The sequence below is a fragment of the Kitasatospora sp. NPDC048239 genome (assembly GCF_043202015.1).
In the GTDB taxonomy this organism is placed as follows: Bacteria; Actinomycetota; Actinomycetes; order Streptomycetales; family Streptomycetaceae; genus Kitasatospora.
Map to the genome: position 1 here is coordinate 89,948 of NZ_JBICZP010000019.1, position 22,197 is coordinate 112,144.

Annotated in this window: 16 protein-coding genes; 14 read left to right on the forward strand and 2 right to left on the reverse strand. The window is 74.0% G+C overall.

The genetic code is table 11. The features are described from left to right. Positions 1–130 precede the first annotated feature (130 nt). Positions 131–1,672, forward strand: a complete 1,542-nt coding sequence (locus tag ACGFZP_RS34670; RefSeq protein WP_392940541.1) for a DUF4192 family protein — start codon at positions 131–133, stop codon at positions 1,670–1,672. A 127-nt stretch (positions 1,673–1,799) separates the two neighbouring features. Here ACGFZP_RS34670 and ACGFZP_RS34675 read toward each other — a convergent pair whose 3' ends face one another. Continuing rightward, positions 1,800–3,113, reverse strand: a complete 1,314-nt coding sequence (locus tag ACGFZP_RS34675) for an alpha/beta fold hydrolase (protein WP_392940543.1) — start codon at positions 3,111–3,113, stop codon at positions 1,800–1,802. An 823-nt stretch (positions 3,114–3,936) separates the two neighbouring features. Between ACGFZP_RS34675 and ACGFZP_RS34680 the strand changes: the two genes are divergently transcribed. The 7 genes from ACGFZP_RS34680 to ACGFZP_RS34710 all read left to right on the forward strand — a co-directional run bounded on the left by ACGFZP_RS34680 (position 3,937) and on the right by ACGFZP_RS34710 (position 14,152). Further along, positions 3,937–6,072, forward strand: a complete 2,136-nt coding sequence (locus ACGFZP_RS34680; protein ID WP_392940626.1) for a glycogen debranching N-terminal domain-containing protein — start codon at positions 3,937–3,939, stop codon at positions 6,070–6,072. Between the two features lie 156 nt (positions 6,073–6,228). Then, the gene (locus tag ACGFZP_RS34685; RefSeq protein WP_387950094.1) at positions 6,229–6,987 is read left to right on the forward strand and encodes an NUDIX domain-containing protein; all 759 of its coding nucleotides are present in this window, start codon (positions 6,229–6,231) and stop codon (positions 6,985–6,987) included. Positions 6,988–7,212: 225 nt separating this feature from the next. After that, positions 7,213–8,835, forward strand: coding sequence for an ATP-binding cassette domain-containing protein (locus ACGFZP_RS34690; RefSeq protein WP_392940545.1), 1,623 nt, complete (start codon positions 7,213–7,215; stop codon positions 8,833–8,835). 3 nt (positions 8,836–8,838) lie between these two features. Further along, positions 8,839–9,744, forward strand: a complete 906-nt coding sequence (locus ACGFZP_RS34695; RefSeq protein ID WP_392940547.1) for a hypothetical protein — start codon at positions 8,839–8,841, stop codon at positions 9,742–9,744. Positions 9,745–10,026: 282 nt separating this feature from the next. Further along, positions 10,027–10,905 (forward strand): FadR/GntR family transcriptional regulator, encoded by an 879-nt coding sequence (locus tag ACGFZP_RS34700; RefSeq protein WP_392940549.1) that lies wholly within the window; start codon positions 10,027–10,029, stop codon positions 10,903–10,905. 481 nt (positions 10,906–11,386) lie between these two features. Next, the gene (locus ACGFZP_RS34705; protein ID WP_392940551.1) at positions 11,387–13,036 is read left to right on the forward strand and encodes an RNA polymerase sigma factor; all 1,650 of its coding nucleotides are present in this window, start codon (positions 11,387–11,389) and stop codon (positions 13,034–13,036) included. 315 nt (positions 13,037–13,351) lie between these two features. Beyond that, positions 13,352–14,152, forward strand: coding sequence for a S1 family peptidase (locus tag ACGFZP_RS34710; RefSeq protein ID WP_392940628.1), 801 nt, complete (start codon positions 13,352–13,354; stop codon positions 14,150–14,152). Between the two features lie 206 nt (positions 14,153–14,358). Here ACGFZP_RS34710 and ACGFZP_RS34715 read toward each other — a convergent pair whose 3' ends face one another. Next, positions 14,359–14,592 carry a hypothetical protein gene (locus tag ACGFZP_RS34715; protein ID WP_387950084.1) on the reverse strand — a complete coding sequence of 78 codons (234 nt, stop codon included), beginning with the start codon at positions 14,590–14,592 and terminating at the stop codon, positions 14,359–14,361. A 539-nt stretch (positions 14,593–15,131) separates the two neighbouring features. On the opposite strand from ACGFZP_RS34715, the gene ACGFZP_RS34720 reads away from it, so the two are divergent. The 6 genes from ACGFZP_RS34720 to ACGFZP_RS34745 all read left to right on the forward strand — a co-directional run bounded on the left by ACGFZP_RS34720 (position 15,132) and on the right by ACGFZP_RS34745 (position 22,149). Further along, entirely contained in the window at positions 15,132–17,243 is a 2,112-nt protein-coding gene (locus ACGFZP_RS34720) for a type IIA DNA topoisomerase subunit B (RefSeq protein ID WP_392940553.1), read from the forward strand. 157 nt (positions 17,244–17,400) lie between these two features. Further along, positions 17,401–17,907 carry a DUF1453 domain-containing protein gene (locus ACGFZP_RS34725; protein WP_392940555.1) on the forward strand — a complete coding sequence of 169 codons (507 nt, stop codon included), beginning with the start codon at positions 17,401–17,403 and terminating at the stop codon, positions 17,905–17,907. Positions 17,908–17,959: 52 nt separating this feature from the next. Next, a complete protein-coding gene (locus tag ACGFZP_RS34730) occupies positions 17,960–19,078 on the forward strand; it encodes a sensor histidine kinase (RefSeq protein WP_392940630.1) in 1,119 nt (372 codons plus the stop codon). Then, entirely contained in the window at positions 19,075–19,782 is a 708-nt protein-coding gene (locus tag ACGFZP_RS34735) for a response regulator (protein WP_392940557.1), read from the forward strand. Before ACGFZP_RS34730 ends, ACGFZP_RS34735 begins: the two co-directional genes overlap by 4 nt. A gap of 124 nt (positions 19,783–19,906) precedes the next feature. Then, positions 19,907–20,476 carry a DUF485 domain-containing protein gene (locus ACGFZP_RS34740; protein ID WP_392940559.1) on the forward strand — a complete coding sequence of 190 codons (570 nt, stop codon included), beginning with the start codon at positions 19,907–19,909 and terminating at the stop codon, positions 20,474–20,476. Further along, positions 20,473–22,149: a cation acetate symporter gene (locus tag ACGFZP_RS34745; protein ID WP_392940561.1), complete on the forward strand. Its 1,677-nt coding sequence runs from the start codon at positions 20,473–20,475 to the stop codon at positions 22,147–22,149. Before ACGFZP_RS34740 ends, ACGFZP_RS34745 begins: the two co-directional genes overlap by 4 nt. Positions 22,150–22,197: the final 48 nt, after the last annotated feature.

The window sequence follows — 22,197 nt, forward strand, 5'->3', positions numbered from 1 at the left end:
CGGTGGACGTCCCCCGGTGGAGTGGCCCGGACTGGTCCGAATGGGGGAGGAGTTATTCACAGGCCGGGTTTATCCACAGGGAAAAAGAAAATCTCCGGAGGCACTGGCCGGGTGCGGCAGTCTTCCCGCCATGAACAACGAACACATCGAGCTCTCCCTCGACCCGGCCCCCGGCCACCGTCCCGTCACCATGCGCGGCCCGTCCGACATGGCCGAGCTGCTGCCCTACCTGCTGGGCTTCTTCCCCGATGACAGCATCGTCGCGGTCGGCCTCCAGGGGCCGGAGCTGTACCAGGGCGGGGTGATCCGGCTGGACATCCCCGACTCGCCCGCGCAGTGGCCGGCCGCCGCCGACGAGACGGCCGCGCTGCTCATCGGCCTCTCCGAGCAGCGGGACCGGCGACCGGTCCAGGTGCTCCTCTATCTGTGCCGCGATCCCGAGGGGGCGCACGGCCCGCCGGCGGTCGCCGGTCTCAGACCGCTCGCGGACGGCTTGCGGGCGGCCTTCGAGAGCCGGGGCGTGGGGGTCAAGGAGTCGCTCTGCGTCTCGTCCGGCCGCTGGTGGTCCTTCCTCTGCCACCGCGAGGGCTGCTGCGACCCCGCGGGGAACCCGATCCGCCGTGCTCCGGCCCCGGGTGCGGCGGCCGCCGCGGCGACGTTCGCCGGGCTCGCACCGCGTGGCAGCCGCAAGTCGATCATCGCGGGGCTGGATCCGATCGGCCCGCCCGCCGCGGACACCCAGCGGTCGGCCCTGGCCCGGGCCGTGGGTGATCAGGACGGGCCGCTGCGCTCCCGCGAGCAGGGCACCGAACTGCTGGCCCAGGCCGTCGCCGAGTTCTCGGCCGGCGCCCGGGAGCTCGACGAGTGGCGCGCGGCGCAGCTGATCGTCACGCTCCAGGACCGGCAGGTCAGGGACCGCGCGGCCGAGTACGTCCGGTCGGCCGAGCTCGCGCCCGCCCAGCGGCTCTGGCGCTTCCTCGCCCAGCGCTGCGTCCCGCCGTACTCGTCCCATGCGGCGGCCCCGCTGACCTTGCTGGCCTGGACGTCGTGGGTCGCGGGGGACGCCGCGACGGCCCGCGTCGTGCTGGCCCACACCCTGCGGTCGGCTCCCTCCTACCTGCTCGCCCAGCTGCTGTACGAGTCGCTGAACGCAGGACTGTCGCCGGAGCCGCTGCTGGCGGGAGTGGAGGCCGAGCGGCGCCGTCGCACCGCGCCCGCAGCCGACGGGCCGCAGCGGGAGGAGGCGGCGCCCGCCCGGGCCGAGGGTGAGCCGCCCGAGTCGGTGCCGGGGCCGGGGCCGACCGGTGGGCCGGACGGCTCGCCGGGCCCGGCCGCGGCCAGGCGCCGACGGCGCGCCACGCGGCGGGAGGCACCGGTTCTCCTTGCCCCGCAGGCGCCCGAGTCGGCAGGCCCGGCATCCGGTACCGCCGTCGGACCGGAGCAGGCGGCGGTACCGGATGCCGACGGGCCGTCGGTGGTCGAGCCGGACGCGGGCCCGCTCGCACAGGCCCGCCGCGGCCCCGGCTGCCGTACGACGCCCCGGGGCACTGCCGCCCGCAGGGCGCGGCTGGGCCGCGTGTCGCCGTGGGCGGCGCCGGCCGTTGCCTCCGCCCGTCGCGGGAGGTGCCGCACCGCCGGGGCGGCGACGAGCGGGACGCGGCGTGCGCGCTGACCCCCACCGGGGCCGTCGACCAGGCCGACCGCCGGCCGGCGGAGCCGTCGGGCCGTGTCAGACGCGACCTGGCTCCGACCGGCCGGGGGCGGCGCCGTCAAGGCGCCGAGCGCTGTGGCGGCGCTTGCTACGCCTCGCCGCGCACCAGGGCGATCAGGCGGTCGAGCACCTTGCCGCCGCTGACCCGCAGGCCGTCGTGCTCCCACTCGTTGGTGATCCAGGTCCGCAGTCCGCGGACGGCCCGGGCGGTCTCCAGCGAGTCGGCGGTGTCGACGTACATGTCGTCGTGGTAGACGGCCGCCGCCACCGGCACGTCGTTGGCGGCCAGGCGGGCCGGGTCGTACAGGTCAGGCCAGTCGGTACGGGCGGCGAGCAGGTCCGCCGTCTCCTTCAGCGGGCGCAGGGCCGGGTCGGCGTCGAACAGCCAGGGGTAGATCATCTCGCCGGTGAACAGCACCGGCGCCCCGGACTCCAGCGCCGCCTCGGCGTCGAACTCGGGGAACTCCTTGCGGACGCGCTCGGCCGACCAGGCGGTGCCGGTCGGGTCCACCGACCGCTGGCCGTAGATCGACTCGTGCAGTACCGCGTACAGCGGGCCCTCGGCGAACGAGAGCTTCGCCTGGACACCGGCCAGGAAGGTGTCGGAGAGCTCGGGCCCGCCGACACCCTCCACCCAGGCCTCCTCCAACAGGTAGTGCAGGACGCCGGCGCCGCTTCCGGCACCGAGCAGCATGCCGAGGCCCTGGAAGGCCTGGACGGTGAGCGATCCGCCGCCGGGCAGCGAGACGGGGGCGGAGGCCAGGTGCGCGGCGATCCGGCGTACGGCTTCGACGTCCTGCGGGAACCGGGTGTAGTAGTCGGCGTTCTTGCGGACCACCCGGGGGTAGGCGGCCCGGTACACGTCGTCGGCCGAGCTGTGCAGACCGGAGAGGCCACCGGTGATGAAGGCCTCGCGCAGGCCCTCCGGCGCGATCGAGAGGTAGGTGAGGGTGCAGAAGCCGCCGAAGCTCTGTCCGAGCACGCTCCAGCGCTGGTCGTCGCCGAGCAGCCGGCGGCGGATCAGTTCGGCGTCGCGCACGATCGAGTCCGCACGGAAGTGCGCGAGGTAGTCCGCCTGCTCGGGTGCGCCGCCCCGCCGGGGGAGGGTCTGCCGGGTCGCGGGCGTGGACCGCCCGGTGCCCCGCTGGTCGAGCAGCAGCACCCGGTAGTCGTCCAGGGCGCGCTCCAGCCAGCTGTCCCGGCCGAGCGGGCGGGCGGCCTTGCCGCCGGGCCCGCCCTGGAGGAAGAGCAGCCAGGGCAGGTCGTCCTTCGCGCGGGTGGCGGACACCACCTCCCGGGCGTACACCTCGATCTGCTCGCCCTGCGGGGCGGTGTGATCGAGGGGCAGCTGGAAGACGTGGTCGGTCGTGACGATCCCGGGCAGCCGGCTGGCGGTGGACATACAACTCCTCGGTATGCGCTGGTCACAGCTGTCACGTCGCTGCTCACGGTGTTGCCGGTGCGGGCGCCATGACCTCCGCACCGTATCCTGACCGCGATCGGACGCCGGTTCGGCGGTCGCCGTCCACAACGGGCCACCGACCGCTGCTCCGGCAGGCCGTACGGCGCGACCGACGACTCGGCCCCGCCCGCGGTTCGACCAGGAACGGCAGCGCGGCGAGGCGGCGCCACCACCGCGACGGCGGCGGCACAATCGCACGCCTCCCCGCTCCGGTGACCGGCAGCGCTGCGCGGGGGCGTTACCTGCGGCCGGTCCGTGGCGTTCAACCCCGGGGCACCGCGCCCCGGCGGCCCCGGAATCCGGGGGCGTACGGGACCGCGGAGCGCCGGCTGCCGGGCCGTGCCGAACGTCCAGGACACCGGCGCCGGTGCGTCGGCACGAGGCGGGTCCGACAGCCGGGGCCGCCGGGGCCCGGGCGGGGCCGACCGCGCGGCCGGAGCCCTCCGCCGAGGCCGCGGACCGCCACCGCCACCGACGGCGGCCGCGCGGCCGCAGAACAGGGCACGGCGCCACCGGCACCACGGGAGCGCCGCACACGACGACGTGCCGGGCACAGCGAGGTGCCCGACACCGGGCGGGGCCGGTACCGGAGCGGTACCGCGCTTCGCATGGCACGACCCGGCGCCGGGTACGGCCAGACACGGCACACGCCGACGGGAACCCCCGCCGGCCCGGCACCATCAGCACGCGATCGAGCATGCTCGCGGCCCACCGGCCCCACCGGCCACCGGACCGCCGAGGGGAGGAGAGTCCGGTGACCGCCATGAGGCCACCACAGGCCGCACCGGCCGAGAGCGTGGTCGGTGCGCCGAGACCGGTCGGCCGTCCCGATCCGGTCCCCGCGGGCGTGCCCGCGGGTCAGACCAGGTCCGCGGCCGCGTCCCGCCCGCAGCCCGCCGCCGTCCACCACGCGGTGCTCTGCGTCAACGCGCCCGCGATGGCGGCCTCCGGACCGGACGGGCAGCTGCGCGGTCACGGCCTCCACGGCTTCTACCGCTCCGGCGTCCGGGTCGTGGCCAGGATGGAGCTGCGGCTCGGCGGCATGGAGCCGCTCCCGCTCCTGGGCACCCTGACCACGGCGGCCCAGGCCCGCTTCCTCGGCGCCGTCCGCCTGCCCGGAGACCCAGACCCGGACCCGGCGCTGACCGTGGAGCGGCTGCGCCATGCCGACGGCGTGGAGACCGTCATCGTGCGGAACTCCGGGAGCCGCCCCGCCCGTCTCCCGCTGGAGATCGCCCTCGGCACCGACCTCGGCCCGGTCGGTGACATCGCCGCCGGGCACCGCTCGCCCGACCTGCCCGGCCAGGTGCAGTCCGCCGGGCTGCGCTGGGCGGGGCCCGCCCACAGCGCCACCGTCAGTGCCAAGCCCTCGCCGCACGCCGTTCTCGCCGGGGCCGGCGTGCTGCGCTGGGACCTGGAGGTGCAGCCCGGCTCCCGTTGGTCGGTCGAGCTGCGCACCGAGCTGGAGGCCACCGCCCCCGGCCCGCGCCCGCCTGGCGGGCGCGGCACCGGAGTCCCGCTGCCCTGGGCGGAGCCGGAGATCCGCTGCGACGACCCGCGGGCCCAGCCGTTGGTGGCGCGTTCGCTGGACGCCCTCGGTGGGCTGCTGTTCGCCGACTCGGACCGGCCCACCGACCTCTACCCGGCCTCCGGAGCGCCCTGGCGGTTCGGGCTCGCACCGGCCGACGCGCTGTGGGCGGCGCGGCTCACGCTGCCGCTCGGCACCCGGTTGGCCGCGGGCACCCTGCGGGCCCTGGCCCGCCGCCAACAGCCCGCCCTGCCCGCCGGCCAGGGCGGCGGCCCCGGCCGACTGCCCGAGGGCCTGCTGCCCGGCGCGCTGCGGCACGCCGGGCCGGAGCTGCCGCCCACCTGCACCGCCACCGAGGCGACCCTGCTGTTCGTCACGGTGCTGGCCGAGGCCTGGCGCTGGGGCCTGCCCCGGCACGAGGTCGCCGAGCTGCTCCCGGCCGCCGAACGCGCCCTCGGTGCCCTGCGCGGCGGGCTGGTCGACGGCCTCGTCACCGACCTGAGCCGCCCGGCCGAGGAGCGGGCCGCCCACCCGGCGGCGGCCCGGACGGAGGTACAGGCCCAGGCACACCGGGCCGCCCTGCACGGCGCCGAGCTGCTGGAGGCCTTCGGGCGCCCCGGCGCCGAGGAGTGGCGCGGCTGGGCGGCCGAGCTGCGCGGGCGCTTCCGGGAGCGGTTCTGGATCGACGACCTCTCCGGCGGGCGCCCGGCGGCTGGTGTCGCCCCCGGCGGCCAGCCGCTGCCGGCGGTCGCCTCCTCCTCCTTCGTCCACCTCCTCGACCCCGGGCTCTGTGCCGACGGCGGTCGGCACGAGAGCCTGCTGGACCGCGAGCAGACCAGGCTGCTGGCCCACCGCCTGGCGGCGCCGGAACTGGACAGCGGATGGGGCCTGCGCACGCTCAGCGCCAAGTCGGCCCGGTTCAACCCGCTGGGCCACCGCAGCGGGGCGGTGCGCGTCCACGAGACGGCCCTCGCGATCGCCGGACTGGCCGAGGCCGGTCATGAGAACGAGGCCGGCGCCCTGCTGGAGGGCCTGCTCGGCGCGGCCGCCCACTACGAGGGACGGCTGCCCGAGATGTACGCGGGGGAGCAGCGCACGCCCGGCTGCCCGCCCGTGCCGCACCCGGCGGCGTGCCGCCCGGCGGCGGTCTCTGCGGCGGGCGCGGTGCACGCGGTGTTCGCGCTCGCCGGGGTCCGGCCCGATGTCCCGGGCGGGCGGGTACTGGTCCGACCGGCCAGCACGGCGCCGCTCGGCGAGCTGCAGCTGACCGGTCTGCGGGTCGCGGGCGAGCCGTTCTCGGTCCGGGTGAGCCGGATCGGCGTGGCGATGGTGGAGGAGGCATCGGCGGAGCTGCAACTGGTCGCCCGCTGACGGGCAGGCCGGTCCGCCCAGGCGCGCGGGCGGACCGCCCCCACCGCCGCCGAGGCCTGCCCTGTCCCGCAACCGGGCGGCGCTCCGCAGCGGGGTGCGGGGCGGCCCCGACGTCGGCCTGTGCTTATCGTCAGAGAGACGACTATGATCGTCGCCATGTCGCGTTATGACCCGTCGGCCTTCCCCCCGTTCGCTGTCACGGTTGACCTGGTGGTGCTGACGGTGCGGGACCACGCGCTGTGCGCCCTGCTGGTACGGCGGGGCGAGCCGCCCTTCCAGGGCTACTGGGCCCTGCCCGGCGGCTTCGTCCGCCCGGACGAGGGCCTGGCCGAGGCCGCCTCCCGGGAGCTGGCCGAGGAGACCGGCCTGCGCGCGCACTCGGCCCCCGGCCACGACGGGATCGGTACCGGCGCGGCCGGCGCCCACCTGGAACAGCTCGCGACCTACGGCCACCCGCAGCGCGACCCCCGGATGCGCGTGGTCAGCGTGGCCTACCTGGTACTGGCCCCGGACCTGCCGACGCCCAGGGCCGGCGGCGACGCCAGCAGCGCCCGCTGGGCCCCGGTCGCCGAGCTGCTCGGGCAGAACCCGGCTGACGGCGTCCCGCTCGCCTTCGACCACGGCCTGATCCTTGCCGACGGGGTCGAGCGCGCCCGATCCAAGATCGAGTACTCGTCGCTGGCGACCGCCTTCTGCCCGACCGAGTTCACCGTCGGCGAGATGCGCCGGGTCTACGAGGCGGTGTGGGGCGTGGTCCTCGACCCGCGGAACTTCCACCGCAAGGTCACCGGGACCCCGGGCTTCCTGCTGCCCTCCGGCGGCACGACGACCCGTCAGGGCGGCCGCCCGGCGCAGCTGTTCACCCCCGGCGGGGCCACCGTCCTCAACCCGCCCATGCTGCGCCCCGAGTCCTGACCGGGGCTGTCGACCGCACCCCGCCCGGCCCCGGCGGCCCTTCGCGTGCCGTCGCAGGATCGGATTGTCCCCTGATCGGGTGAGGTGGGCGGGCTGCGGGCCCGCGCCGCTCCCGTAATGCCCGGAATCTCCGGTCCGGCCCCCTAATGTGCTGGCGCGGGGACGTGCGGGCACGATCCCACGCCGTGCAGACCAGGTCGGCCAAGGGCATGGGAGCAGCCAGCGATGATCCAGATCACCGGACTGACCAAGGTCTACCGCAGAGGCGGTTCACCGGCGGTGCTCGATCTGACCTTCGACGCCCGCCCGGGCGTGGTCACAGCCCTCCTCGGTCCCGAGGGCTCGGGCAAGTCCACCGCGCTGCGGCTGATGCTCGAACTCGAACGCGGCCAGGGCGTCACACTCTTCGACGGTCGCACCTACCGTCGGCTGCGCCGCCCCGAACGGGAGGTCGGCGTCCTGCTGGCCGACCCGGCCGGCGCCTCCGGTGCGGCCGCCGGCCACCCCGGCCGGAAGGCGCACAGCCACCTCAGGATGCTTGCGGCGGCCGTCGGCCTCCCCGGCCGGCGGGCGGACGAGCTGCTGGAGCAGACCAGGCTGGCCACCGTCGCCGGGCAGCGGCTGCGGACCTTCTCGCCCGGCATGCACCGTCGGCTCGCCCTCGCCACCGCGCTGCTCGGCGACCCGCGCACACTGCTTCTCGACGCGCCCACTGACGGCCTGTCGCCGCGCAACGTCGAGTGGTTCCACTCCTTCCTGCGCTCGTTCGGAGTCGCGGGCGGCACCGTGCTGGTGACCACCCGTTCCCCGCAGGAGGCCGCGCAGCTCGCGGACCGCGTGCTCACCCTGGACCAGGGCCGACTGGTGGCCGACCAGCCGGTCACGGAGTTCTGCCGCACCAGGCTCAGCCCCGAGGTGGCCGTACGCGGGCCGCAGATGGCCAGGCTCGCCGACCTGCTGATCGGCCAGGGCGCGGAGGTCCGCCGCGACGGCGGGGCCGGCCTCGCCGTCGCGGGGATCGGCCGCACCGAGATCGGCGAGCTCGCCTACCGCCACGGCATCCTGCTGCACGAACTCGCCGACCGGGTGGTCGAGCAGCCCGCTCCCCGCGCCGCCCTGCCGACCGCCTCGGGCCGTTCCGGGCACATCCAGCTCCAGCCCGCGAAGGCCGGGCCGGCCAGGCCCGAACCGACCAAGTCCCAACCGACCAAGCCCCAACCCGCCCGGACCCCGGCGGTGAGGACCAGGTCCGAGGAGGAGCAGGCGGAGCCCCGGACGGTGAAGACCCCGGCGGCGCAGGTGCCCCAGCCGGCCGCCGCGGCCCCGGACGAGGGAGTGCTGCCCGCCCTGGCGCTGCCCGTCACCGCGGCCGCAGGCTCCGGATCCAGTGCCGCCACCTCGACCGTCTCCGCCTCCACCGTCCCCACCTCCAAGGTCTCCGCCGCGACCGCCCTGTCGGCGGCCACGGCGCGACCCACCAGGACCGCCGACCCCGTCCTCGCCCCCGCCCCCGCGGCAGCCGTGGCCGCGGAGGCGACCAGCCCCCTCGACGCCCTCGAGGACTCCCCGACGGTCGCCGTGGACCGCCTCTTCCGGGACAGCCGCACCGCCGTCACCCGGCAGAGCGACCCCGTCCCGGCCTCCACCCCCGGCCCCCGCGACCAGCGGACGGGCTCCTCCACAGCGGACCTGCTGACCGACGACACCGTCCGCCTCGGCCGCTTCGACCCGCTGGCCGCCCGGACCGCCGCCACCCCCCGCCCGACCCCGGACCGCCCGGCCACCGACCATCAGACGCCTGACCACCAGACCCCCGACCACCAGACCCCCGACCACCGGAGCGAGTGAACCGTGCGTGTACTGGCCTACGAGCTGCGCCGGCTGCGCGGCCTCCGCTCCACCTGGCTGCTCCTCGCCGCCGTGCTGCTCTGTGACGCGGTGGTGGCCGCGGTGCTCGCCCACCAGACGCCCGCGGGCTCGCTGGCCGCGCCGGCCGGCGTCCGGCTGCTGACGGCGGCCGTCCCGCTGATCCCGCTGCCGTTCGCGGCCCTCGGCGCCGGGGCACTGGGCGCCCTGTCGTACGGGCACGAGGTGCGCTACCCGGGCCTGGCGGCCTCGCAGGTGTCGTACTCACGCCGGGTGCGGCTGCTGCTGGCCAAGCTGATGGTGATCGGCCCGGTGGCGGGGCTGCTGGCCCTGGCCACCCTGCTGATCGACGCCGTGGCCGCGCACCTCGCACTGCCGGCCGGGGTGGTCGTGGCGGCCTGGTCCGAGCCGGCCGTGCTCTCGGTCGAGGTGTCCCAGGCGCTCTCCTCGGCCGGTCTGACCGGGCTGGCGGACCTGCCGGGGGCGCTCGCCCCGGTGGCGCTCGGGGCCGGCCACGGGTCGCCGTCCGCCCTGCTGGCCTTCGTCGTGCTGGTGGTGGTGGCGGGCTGGACGGGGGTGCTGACCGCCTCGCTCACCCGCAGCGCCGCGGCCGGGGTGCTGCTGCTCTGCGCGCTGCCCCCGCTGCTGGAGTCCGGGGTGGCGCTGCTGCTGCGTCAGACCGGTACGGCCTGGCCGTCCCGGGCGGCCGAACTTCTGCCGTTCCAGTCCGGCGTGGAGTGGGCGTACGGATGGGTGTACGGCGGGGACCGCCGGGTTGCGGTGACCGGGTCGGCGCTGACCGATCCCGTCCTGCTCGCGGCGGTGGTGGCGCCCGCGTTCGTGCTGCTGCTGGTCTGCCTGCTGGTCCAGGTCCGCCGCCGCGCGCTCTAGGCCCTGTCCGCCCAGCGCCCGTCAACTCCCGCCGGGCGGCCCGGTGCCCGCGGGGCCGGCCCGGCCGTCGGGTCGTACGCGGTGGGCCCCGGCGATGGGATGCTGACGATCCGTCTCCGCCCTGCCGGGCTCTGCCGAGCTTTGCCAAGATCGACCAGCAGTGACCGTAATGCGCGGTTCTTCCTGATAAGAAGTCAATTATCCAGTCACGGGCGATCACCCTTTCGTGTGCTTTTCACGAGAATCCTCAAGCTGGGCCCGCGGATCGCCGACAAAGGACCTGTGAGTACCCTTGCGCACCCCACCATGACCACCGCCCGCTCCATCGACGGCGCCATCCACGGCCCCGGCGATCTGGACCGTTTCTCGTACGCCGACCGGCCGACCCCGCCGGCGCCCCGCTGGGAGGGCGCCGAGTCGGACCTCGCCAGGGTCGGCCGCAAGACCACCAGCAGTCGCGGTCGCGGCCTGCACGGCCAGCTCGTGCAGCAGCTCGGCCAGATGATCGTCTCCGGCGATCTCGGCGCCGACCGCCCGCTCGTCCCCGAGGAGATCGGCCAGCGGTTCGAGGTGTCCCGCACGGTCGTCCGAGAGTCGCTGCGCGTGCTGGAGGCCAAGGGCCTGGTCAGCGCCCGGCCGAACGTCGGCACCCGGGTCCGGCCGGTCGGCGACTGGAACCTGCTGGACCCGGACATCATCGAGTGGCGCGCCTTCGGCCCGCAGCGCGACGAGCAGCGCCGGGAGCTGTTCGAGCTCCGCTGGGCGATCGAGCCGCTGGCAGCCCGGCTCGCCGCCGGCCACGGCCGCGAGGACGTCCAGCAGCGGCTGGTCGAGCTGATCGACATCATGGGCCACGCCGCCGCCCAGGCCGACCTGTCGACCTATGCGCGGGCCGACGTCGAGCTGCACGTCCTGGTCCTGCAGATGGCGGGCAACCGGATGCTGGAGCACCTCTCCGGCATCGTCTCCTGCGCCCTGCAGGTCTCCGGAGGTCCGGCCATCTCCTGCGAGCGCCCCTCGGAGGCCTCCGTCAGCCTGCACGCCCGGCTGGTGGACGCGCTCGGCACCGGCGACGGCACCGCGGGCGAGGCCGCGATGCGGGCGCTGCTCACCGTCCACCCGGAGATCGAGCCGTCCGTTCCGGCTCCCCGGGAGCACTGAGCCGTCCATTCGGCGACCGAGTGGCCCCCGCGAACCCCAGGCCCTCCGGCCGCACCGCACGGCGCGACCGGAGGGCCTCGGCATGTGGCGGCGCGGCACGGGGCGGACGCGGGGCGTCGGACACCGGACCTGGCCGTCCGGGGTACTTGCATCGTGTCCATGTCACGCGCTTCGCGGCGAGTGCGCGATGATGGATGTCGGCCCCCGGGCCGCGGGCGCCGAGTGGTGTGACCCGCGACACGAAGGCCATGCGTAACACTTGACGAGTAGCAGCGATGTGTACGGAGCGGAAGCAGCTCCGGAATACCCCAACATGTCAGAATGCTGTGTTGATCCACGGCGCTGTTGCCGTCCTGCAAACCCAGTCCTCAAGCCCGAGTCGGTCGGAATCGACACCGCGCGTCCGACGCGCGATTTCCTTCCCCGCCCGCTCGGGCGGCCGGTACGGGTTCGAGTCCACTCATCGTCCGAGAGGTTGTTCGTGTCGGCCAGCACATCCCGTTCACTTCCCCCCGAGATCGCCGAGTCCGCGGCTCTGCTGGCGCTCATCGAGCGGGGCAAGGCCCAGGGGCAGATCGCCGGTGACGACGTGCGCCAGGCGTTCGAGGCGGACCAGATCCCGGTCACCAAGTGGAAGAACGTCATGCGCAGCCTCAACCAGGTTCTGATTGAGGAAGGGGTGGATCTCATGGTCAGCGCGGCCGAACCGGCCGGCGCCAAGCGCAAGAGCGTCGCGGCCAAGAGCCCCACCAAGCGCACGGCGACCAAGGCGGTCACCACCCGCAACCCTGCCGCGCCCTCGGCACCGACCAAGCCGCCGGTGCGGATCGCGCCCGGTGCGACCATCTCCACCCCGTCGGTCGCGGCCGCCACGGCCTCGGTCAGCACCGTGTCCGCCGAGATCACCGTCGAGGGGTCGACGTCCGTCGCCGCGGAGCTGCTGAAGGCGGTTCCGACGAAGAAGGCCGTCCCCGCCAAGAAGGCCGCCGCCAAGAAGGCGGCCGCGCCGGCCAAGAAGGTCGCGGCCAAGAAGACCGCCGCCGGCAAGGGCGGCAAGGGCGACGAGGAGGTCATCGGCGAGGAGGAGCTGCTCGAGGACGCCGCGCTGCCCGGTGACAAGGCGGCGGGCGAGGAGGCGGAGCCCGAGGAGGAGTCGCAGGGCTTCGTGCTCTCCGACGACGACGAGGACGACGCCCCGGCCCAGCAGGTCGCCGTCGCCGGTGCCACCGCCGACCCGGTCAAGGACTACCTGAAGCAGATCGGCAAGGTCCCGCTGCTCAACGCCGAGCAGGAGGTCGAGCTCGCCAAGCGCATCGAGGCCGGCCTGTTCGCCGAGGACAAGCTCTCGGCCGCCGACAAGCTCGCCCCCAAGCTCAAGCGCGAGCTGGAGATCATCGCCGAGGACGGCCGCCGCGCCAAGAACCACCTGCTGGAGGCCAACCTCCGCCTGGTGGTCTCGCTGGCCAAGCGCTACACCGGTCGCGGCATGCTCTTCCTGGACCTGATCCAGGAGGGGAACCTCGGTCTGATCCGTGCGGTCGAGAAGTTCGACTACACCAAGGGCTACAAGTTCTCCACCTACGCGACGTGGTGGATCCGCCAGGCGATCACCCGCGCGATGGCCGACCAGGCCCGCACCATCCGTATCCCGGTGCACATGGTCGAGGTCATCAACAAGCTGGCCCGCGTCCAGCGCCAGATGCTCCAGGACCTGGGCCGCGAGCCCACCCCGGAGGAGCTGGCCAAGGAGCTCGACATGACCCCTGAGAAGGTCATCGAGGTCCAGAAGTACGGCCGCGAGCCCATTTCGCTGCACACCCCGCTCGGCGAGGACGGCGACAGCGAGTTCGGTGACCTCATCGAGGACTCCGAGGCCGTCGTCCCGGCAGACGCGGTCTCCTTCACCCTGCTCCAGGAGCAGCTGCACTCGGTGCTGGACACCCTGTCCGAGCGCGAGGCGGGCGTGGTGTCGATGCGCTTCGGCCTGACGGACGGTCAGCCGAAGACGCTGGACGAGATCGGCAAGGTGTACGGGGTCACCCGTGAGCGCATCCGCCAGATCGAGTCCAAGACCATGTCGAAGCTGCGCCACCCGTCGCGCTCCCAGGTGCTGCGCGACTACCTGGACTAATCGGCAGGATCGCAGGGCGCGAGCCCTGCGGAGAGCTTGACGGCAGAGGCCCGGAGCGCACCGCTCCGGGCCTCCGCGCATGTCCGGGGCCGGGCACGTCAGCGTCCGGGTGGCTCTTGTCCCTCGTCCGGGTGGCCGTGTGTCGGGAACCGGTCGCACACCGTAGTTGATCACCTACGCTGTGCCGGTTGCCTGCTGCCGAGCCACCCTGGAGAAACGGTGCTGCCCAACCCGGACCGCGCGGACCTGCCGACTGCCGCCCCGACGCCGGTACGTCCGGACCGGCCGAGGCGCCGGCGCCACCGGGCTGCCGTCCTGGCCCTGCTGGCCGCGCTGCCCGCGCCGCTCGTCGCACTCGGCCCGGCCGCTCCGGCCGAGGCGCAGCGCCGGATCGTCGGGGGTTCGGTCGCCGGCACCTCCGACCACCCGTGGGTGGTCGCGCTGTCCAGCCGGCCGCAGTTCGGCAACGGGCGCTCGGGGCAGTTCTGCGGCGCCGCGCTGGTCGCGCCGACCAAGGTGGTGACGGCCGCGCACTGCTTCTACGACGAGTCCAAGGGCAAGCGGGTCGACCGGCCGGAGCTGAAGGCCGTGATCGGCCGGGACGATCTGCGGGGTTCGGCCGGGCACGAGGTGCCGGTCCAGTCGGTCTGGGTCCACCCCGACTACGCCTTCGCCGCCAACATGAACGATGTGGCGGTGCTCACCCTCGCCGAGCCGCAGGCGGACCGGCCGGCGATCGATCTGGTCGGCCAGGGCGAGACCGAACCGTACGCGCCGGGGACGAGGGCGCAGGTCTTCGGCTGGGGGGACACCACCGGCTCCGGTAACTACTCGCCCACACTGCGTGGGGTGGAGGTGCCGATCATCGCGGACCAGACCTGTGCGCACGCCTACCCCGGCGGACAGGACGGGCGCTTCGACGCCCGCGGCATGGTCTGCGCGGGGGAGGAGAAGGGCGGCAGGGACGCCTGCCAGGGGGACAGCGGCGGTCCGCTGGTGGTCGGTGGGCGGCTGGCCGGACTGGTCTCCTGGGGGACGGGCTGCGCGGAGGCTGCCCACCCGGGCGTCTACACCAGGATCGGCGCGGTCTCGGACGCGGTGCGCTCGGTCCTGTGACCGGGTGCTCACGGCCGGTGGCCTTCTGATCCGGCGTCGGCCCGCCCGGCCGACAGCGGTGCCGGCCGGCGCGAGGGCGACCTGCGGGGAAAACAGCGGAGCCGGGCGCCGAACCTCCTGAAGGAGGTCCGCCGCCCGGCTCACCGGTCATGCGCAGTGCACGACCGGACACAGCTCGTGGCTGATTGCTGTTGTGGCGCCTCGGATCAGCGCTCCTCGTCGGCGGCCGTGGCCGTGGCCGTGTTGCTGAGACGGCCGCTCTCGTCCTGTATCTCCACGGCGATCTTCTTGAGCTCGGGCTCGAACTTCCGGCCGTGGTGGGCGCAGAAGAGCAGCTCTCCACCGCTGGCGAGTACGACGCGCAGGTAAGCCTGGGCGCCGCAGCGGTCGCAGCGGTCAGCCGCGGTGAGCGGGCTCGCAGGGGTCAGAACAGTAGTCACGTCGCCTCTTCTCTAGCTCGACGAGCTGTCGTACCAGGGTCAACATCCAACCAGGCCGAAAACGTTCCCGCTCGTGGCTTTTCTTCTTTGAGGATTCTGCAGGTGTTGATGAGGACGTGCCCCGGGGGCCGGTGGTTCATGCGTACCGAATCCCAGGATCCGTCTATCGCTCGAACGCCCGATCGGGACCGGGTGTCGAGGTCCGCGTAGCATAATCCTCTGCTGGGTTGGAGCATAAGCCCCGTCCCAGGCCCCGGTAGCCTGCATAACGGCAGTTCCGGAGCCTGTGCCCGGCCCCACGGTCCGCCAGGACCGGTGGTACCGGGAGGAGATGGCGCCCCGGCGCCCCGAATCCGGCGCAGCCCTTGTTCGCGCAGCGCGTACAAGCTGCGCGGGACCGGCCCGCCGTGCTGTGCACCGAGCGGAGGGGTGTACACACGCAGGGGAACGAATGTCGGTGCGATGTGCTGCACTGGCGGACGATCCGGGTGTGCCCGGATGTGACCGATGAGACAGAACTTCACCGAGGAGAGTGCCGCGTGAGTGCCGAAACGACCGTGCCGTCCGCACTGCTGGCCGGCGACGACGGTTCCAACTACACCGCTCGGCACCTGCTCGTCCTGGAGGGCCTGGAAGCGGTCCGCAAGCGTCCCGGCATGTACATCGGCTCGACCGACAGCCGGGGCCTGATGCACTGCCTCTGGGAGATCATCGACAACTCCGTCGACGAGGCCCTCGGCGGCTACTGCGACCGCATCGACGTGATCCTGCACGACGACTCCTCGGTCGAGGTCCGCGACAACGGCCGCGGCATCCCGGTGGACGTCGAGCCCAAGACAGGCCTGTCCGGCGTCGAGGTCGTGATGACCAAGCTGCACGCCGGCGGCAAGTTCGGCGGCGGCTCCTACGCGGCCTCCGGCGGTCTGCACGGCGTCGGCGCCTCCGTCGTCAACGCCCTCTCCGCCCGCCTGGACGTCGAGGTCGACCGCAGCGGCCACACCCACGGCATCAGCTTCCGCCGCGGCACCCCCGGGATCTTCACCGAGACCAGCCCGGACGCGCCCTTCGAGCCCGCCAACGGCCTCACCAAGGTCCGCAAGGTGCCGAAGACCCGCACCGGCACCCGGATCCGCTACTGGGCCGACCGGCAGATCTTCCTCAAGGAGGCCAGGCTCTCCCTGGAGGGCCTGCACAGCCGGGCCCGGCAGACCGCCTTCCTCGTCCCCGGCCTCACCATCGTGGTCCGTGACGAGCGCCTGACGGAGAGCGACAAGGTCGAGGAGTCGACCTTCCGCTACGACGGCGGCATCGGGGAGTTCTGCGAGTTCCTCGCGCCCGACAAGCCGGTCTGCGACGTGTTGCGGCTGCAGGGCGAGGGAACGTTCAAGGAGACCGTGCCCGTCCTGGACGAGCTCGGCCACATGACGCCCACCGAGGTCACCCGCACCCTCGGCGTGGACATCGCGCTGCGCTGGGGCGCCGGCTACGACACCACCCTGCGGTCCTTCGTCAACATCATCGCCACCCCCAAGGGCGGCACCCACGTCACCGGCTTCGAGCGCTCGCTCGCCAAGACCGTCAACGAGGCGCTGCGGTCCGCCAAGCTGCTGCGGGTGGCCGAGGACGACATCACCAAGGACGACGCCACCGAGGGCCTCACCGCGGTGGTCACCGTCCGCCTCGCCGAGCCGCAGTTCGAGGGCCAGACCAAGGAGGTGCTGGGCACCTCGGCCGCCAACCGGATCGTCGCCGCGGTGGTCGCCAAGGAGCTCAAGGCCTTCCTGACCTCCGCCAAGAAGGACGAGAAGGTCCAGGCCCGGGCCGTCATGGAGAAGGTGGTCGCCGCCGCCCGCACCCGCGTCGCGGCCCGCCAGCACAAGGAGGCCCAGCGCCGGAAGACGGCGCTGGAGACCAGCTCGCTGCCGGCCAAGCTGGCCGACTGCCGCAGCGACGACGTCGACCGCACCGAACTCTTCATCGTCGAGGGGGACTCCGCGCTCGGCACCGCCAAGCTGGCCCGCAACTCCGAGTTCCAGGCCCTGCTGCCGATCCGCGGCAAGATCCTCAACGTGCAGAAGGCGTCCGTGAGCGACATGCTCAAGAACGCCGAGTGCGCCTCGATCATCCAGGTGATAGGGGCCGGTTCGGGCCGCACCTTCGACATCGACCAGGCCCGCTACGGCCGGGTCATCTTCATGGCCGACGCCGACGTCGACGGCTCGCACATCCGCATCCTGCTGCTGACGCTCTTCCAGCGCTACATGCGTCCGATGGTCGAGCAGGGCCGGATCTTCGCGGCCGTGCCGCCGCTGCACCGGATCGAGCTCACCAACCCCAAGCGCGGGCAGGAGAAGTACCACTACACCTACTCCGACGCGGAGCTGCGCTCCACCCTGCTGGAGTTCCAGCGCAAGGGCATGCGCTGGAAGGACCCGGTCCAGCGGTACAAGGGCCTCGGTGAGATGGACGCCGACCAGCTGGCCGAGACCACCATGGACCCGCGCCACCGCACGCTGCGCCGGATCAACCTGGGCGACCTGGAGCAGGCCGAGAAGATCTTCGACCTGCTGATGGGCAACGACGTCGCCCCGCGCAAGGAGTTCATCGTCGACTCGGCGGCCACCCTGGACCGCTCCCGCATCGACGCCTGAGCGCACCCGGTCGCCGCGGGCCCTCCACCCACGGGTGGAGGGCCCGCGTGCTGTCGGATCCACCCGCCCGTCCACCCGGGCTCCGATCAGCCGCAGGCGCCGGATCCGTAGCGTCGGGGAGGTCAGCAACAGCCCTCCCGTCGGTACGGAGCGTCCGATGAGCACCCTTGTCAACGTCGTCGCGGTCATCGCGGTGATGGCCCTGGTCGTCGGCCGCCAGATGCGCGCACAGCGCCTGGACACCGAGCGCCGCTTCTGGGTCCTGCCGCTGGTCCTCGGCGGGCTCGCGCTGCGCGACCCGCAGTTGATCGACCACGAGCACACCGCACAGTCCGCCGTCCTGCTCGGGTGCGGACTGGTGGCGGTGCTCGCGATGGGCTCCGTCTGGGGCTGGACCGTCCGGCTCTGGCGGGACGCGGACGGCGCGCTCTGGGCCAGGGGCACCAAGGCCACCGTGGCCGCCTGGGCCGGGATGGTCGTCATCCGGTTCGGCATCTACGAGACCGGTGCGGCCCTGCACGTCCACCAGGCGGGCAGCGCCCTGCTGCTCGGCCTGGCGGTGCTGCTCCTGGCCCGCACGCTCGTGGTGAACTGGAGGGCCCGGATGCTGGAGGTCCCGGAGGAGGCCGCAGGGCCCGTACCGGTCCGAAGCCGTGAGTTGTGAGGAGGCACCCGTGGCCGGGTGGTACTGGACCCGTTGGCCGTCCCGCGAGGGGATGGAGCGCGACGCCGAGAGCCGGCCGCGGCGGATCCTCACCGTGCTCGGCCGCGGCATCCTGCTGGTCACCGTCTGCTGGGGGACGTTCTCCGACGGGAAGTACACCGGCTGGACGGCGGCCGCCGCGGCGGCCGGGCTGGCCGCGGCCGTCGGTCTGAGCGCCGGATACCTGTACGCCAGCCGGGAGCAGCGCCCGGTGGCGGCGTTCGGCCTCGCCGCCGGACTGCTCGGCGCGGCCTGGCTGGCCAACTGGGGGCAGGCCTTCCTGCTCGCCGACGTCCTCTGGTACGGGCTTGCCGTGACCGCCATCGTCCGGCTGCCGCCCGCGCCCGCGCTGCTCACCGCGGCGGCCGCGCTCGGCTCGTACACCGCCGCCAGCTGGGCGAGTTGGCTGAGCGTCATCGCCACCGTCGGCGGGCTCGTCCTGCTCGGCTACCTGCTGCGGCTGGATATCGAGGCGCGCGGCACCGCCCGGCGACTGCTCGTCCAGGAGCGGGCCGCCCGGGCCGCCGAGGCGGAGAGCGCGGCGCTCGCCGAACGGGCCAGGATCGCCCGGGAGATCCACGACGTGCTGGCCCACAGCCTCTCCGCCCAGCTGGTCCACCTGGAGGCGGCCCGGCTGATGCTGGACGCCGGCACCGACCGGCAGCAGGTCCGCGAACGCGTGGTGGCCGCGCGGCGGATGGCGCAGGACGGCCTGGCCGAGACCCGGCAGGCGCTCTCCGCGCTGCGCGGCGAGTTCACTCCGGTCGGGGAGTTCCTGGTGGAGCTGTCGGGCCGTGAGCGGGCCGGGCTCTCCGTCACTGGGGTCCCGCGTCCGCTGGCGGCCGAGGCGGGGCTCGCGGTCCGGCGCACGGCGCAGGAGGCGCTGACCAACGTCCGCAAGCACGCCCCCGGCGCGCGCTGCACGGTCGAACTCCGCTACCTGGCCGAGGAGGTGGAGCTGGAGGTGCGCAACACCCGGCCGGCCCGGGGCGAACCGGCCGCGGAGCTGGCCGCCAGCGGCAGCGGGTACGGTCTGCTGGGGATGCGCGAACGCGCGGAACTGCTCGGCGGCACCCTGCTGGCGGGCCCGGAGGACGGAGGGTGGCGCGTGCTGCTGAGGGTGCCGGCATGACGACGGGGAACACCAGGGTGCTGGTGGCCGACGACCAGACGGTGGTGCGCGAGGGCATCGTGATGCTGCTCGGGCTGCTGCCGGGCATCGAGGTGGTCGGCGCGGCCGCCGACGGCGAGGAGGCCGTCGCGCTGGTGGAGCGCCACCACCCGGACGTGGTCCTGATGGACCTGCGGATGCCGCGGGTGGACGGTGTCGAGGCGACCCGGCGGATCCGCGCCGCCCACCCGGAGACCGAGGTCGTGGTGCTCACCACGTACGCCGACGACGACTCGCTGTTCCCCGCGCTGCAGGCCGGGGCCCGCGGCTACCTCACCAAGGACGCCGGCGGCGAGGAGATCGCCCGGGCCATCGCGGACGTCCGCTCGGGCGCGGCCGGCCTCTCACCGCTGGTGCAACTGCGGCTGCTGGAACGGCTGGCGGGCGCAGGGCCGACGGCTCCCGGGGAGGCCGGCCCGGCCTCGGCGGAGCCCTACCCGACCCGGTCCGGCGAGCTCCCGGACGGGCTGACCGCCCGGGAGGCCGAGGTGCTGGCGCTGATCGCCGAGGGGCTCTCCAACACCGAGATCGCCCGGCGGCTGTTCGTCAGCCCGGCCACGGTGAAGACGCACATCAACAACCTGTTCGCCAAAACCGCCGTCCGGGACCGGGCGCAGGCGGTCGCGTACGCCTTCCGACACGGGATCACCGGTACGCAGCAGTAGTCGGATGAGTGTCTGTCGGATCATCGATCACCTCATCGAGTGAACGTATCTGCATTGGTCGTTGGGGGTGTTCGCGGGCCACCATCATGGGTGCGGTCAGAGCGCCCTCGGCCCAGGAGCAGCAGTGCCACAGCAGCAGACGAGCAGTCCCGAGCAGGGGCAGCGATTCGACTGGTGGGCCGCCGCTCCCGCCACCACCCCCGAACCCGGGCGGCCGGCCGCCGCACCCGCGGCCCCCGCCCAACCGGCCCCGGCGCAGCCCGCCGCCGCTCCGCCGCCCGCCGCGTCGGTGCCCTCCCACCCGGTGTCCGCCCATCCGGTGCCCGTCCGGTCGGTGCCCGTGCAGCCGGCGCCCGCCGGGCCGGGCCGGGTTGGCAGCCACAGCACCGAGGTGTACCGCTCCGTCCAGGGCAGCGAGGCCTTCCAGGAGATCCGGCGCGGCTACCGGTCCTTCGTCTTCCCCGTCAGCGGGGCCTTCCTCGGCTGGTACCTGATGTACGTCGCCGCGCAGGCCTGCGCGCCCGGGCTGATGCGCAGCCAGATCGCCGGCCCGGTCAACGTGGCCTGGCTGCTCGGACTGCTGCAGTTCGCCTCGACCTTCCTGCTCACCTGGCTCTACGCCCGCAACGCCCGGACCAAGCGCGACCGGGCCGCCCTCGACCTCCGCTGGGACACCCAGGACCAATTGCGATGACCACCGCCACCCCGCCCCCTGTCGCCCCCGCCGGGGACCACCACGATCTGGCCATCGTGCTGTTCGCCGTCATCGTCCTGGTCACCCTGGCGATCACCCTCTGGGTGGGCCGCCGAGGCAGCGCCGCCGAGGACTTCTACGCCGGCGGGCGCGACTTCACCCCGCTGCAGAACGGCTTCGCGCTCTCCGGGGACTACCTCTCCGCGGCGTCCTTCCTCGGCGTCGCCGGGCTGATCGCCCTGTACGGCTACGACGGCGTGCTCTACAGCATCGGCTTCCTGGTCGCCTGGCTGGTGGTGCTGATGCTGGTCGCCGAGCTGGTCCGCAACGCCGGCCGGTACACCCTGGCCGACGTACTGGCGCTGCGGCTGCGCCGCCGCAAGGTCCGGGCCGCGGCCGGCGGCGCCAGCGTGGTCGTCACCCTGCTCTACCTGGTCGCCCAGATGGTCGGTGCGGGCAGCCTGGTCGCCCTGCTGCTCGGCACCAACAGCGGCGAGGCCCGGACCTGGACCATCGTGGCGGTCGGCGGTCTGATGATCGTCTACGTCACGGTCGGCGGGATGCGGGCCACCACCTGGATCCAGATCGTCAAGGCGTTCCTGCTGATCGCGGGCTCGGTACTGCTCACCGTGCTGCTCATGGTCCGCTTCCACGGGGACGTGGCCGAGCTGATGCGGCAGGCGGCCCAGCACAGCGGCGCCGGGCAGCGCTACCTGGAGCCGGGGCTCAAGTACGGCAAGACCGTGACCAGTCGGATCGACTTCTTCAGCCTCGGCCTGGCCCTGGTGCTGGGCACCGCGGGCCTGCCGCACATCCTCTCCCGCTTCTACACGGTGCCCACCGCGCGGGCCGCCCGCCGCTCCACGATGTGGGCGATCGGGCTGGTCGGCGGCTTCTACCTGATGGCCATCGCGCTGGGGCTGGGCGCCACCGCACTGGTCGGCTCGGCGGAGGTCCGGCACGCCAACGCGGCCGGGAACACCGCCGTCCCGCTGCTGGCCCTGGTGCTCGGCGGCGGCAACGGCAGCACCGGCGGGGTGGTGCTGTTCGCGCTGATCTCGGCGATCGCCTTCGCCACCATCCTCGCCGTGGTCGCCGGACTGACCCTGGCCTCCTCGGCGGCCTTCGCACACGACATCTGGGCGGGCGCCTGGCGCGACCGCCCCCGGCGCAGGCGTCGGCGTGCCGCCGTCCCGGCCGCCCGGGCGGGGCGCGGCGACGTCGGCGAGCGCCAGGAGGTCTGGGTCGCGCGGATCGCGGCGGTGGGGATCGGCGCGGTCGCGATCGCGCTCAGCCTCTTCGCCCAGCAGCTGAACGTCGCCTTCCTGGTCGGCCTGGCCTTCGCCGTCGCCGCCTCGGCCAATCTGCCGGTGCTGCTCTACACGCTGTTCTGGCGCCGGTTCACCGCCCGCGGCGCGGTCTGGTCGGTGTACGGGGGGCTGGTGCCGGCCATCGTGCTGGTGACCTTCTCGCCGGTCGTCTCGGGCAGCAAGGTGGCGCTCTTCCCCGGGGTGGACTTCCACTGGTTCCCGCTGGAGAACCCGGGCCTGATCTCGATCCCGCTCGGGTTCCTGGCCGGCTGGATCGGCACGCTGACCTCGCCCGAGCCGGCCGACCCGGACCGCTACGCCGAGCTGGAGGTGCGCGCCCTCACCGGCGCCGGCGCCGCGTAGCGGCCGCCGTACCCGAACCCCGGCGGGCGCCTCGGACCGGCGCCCGGC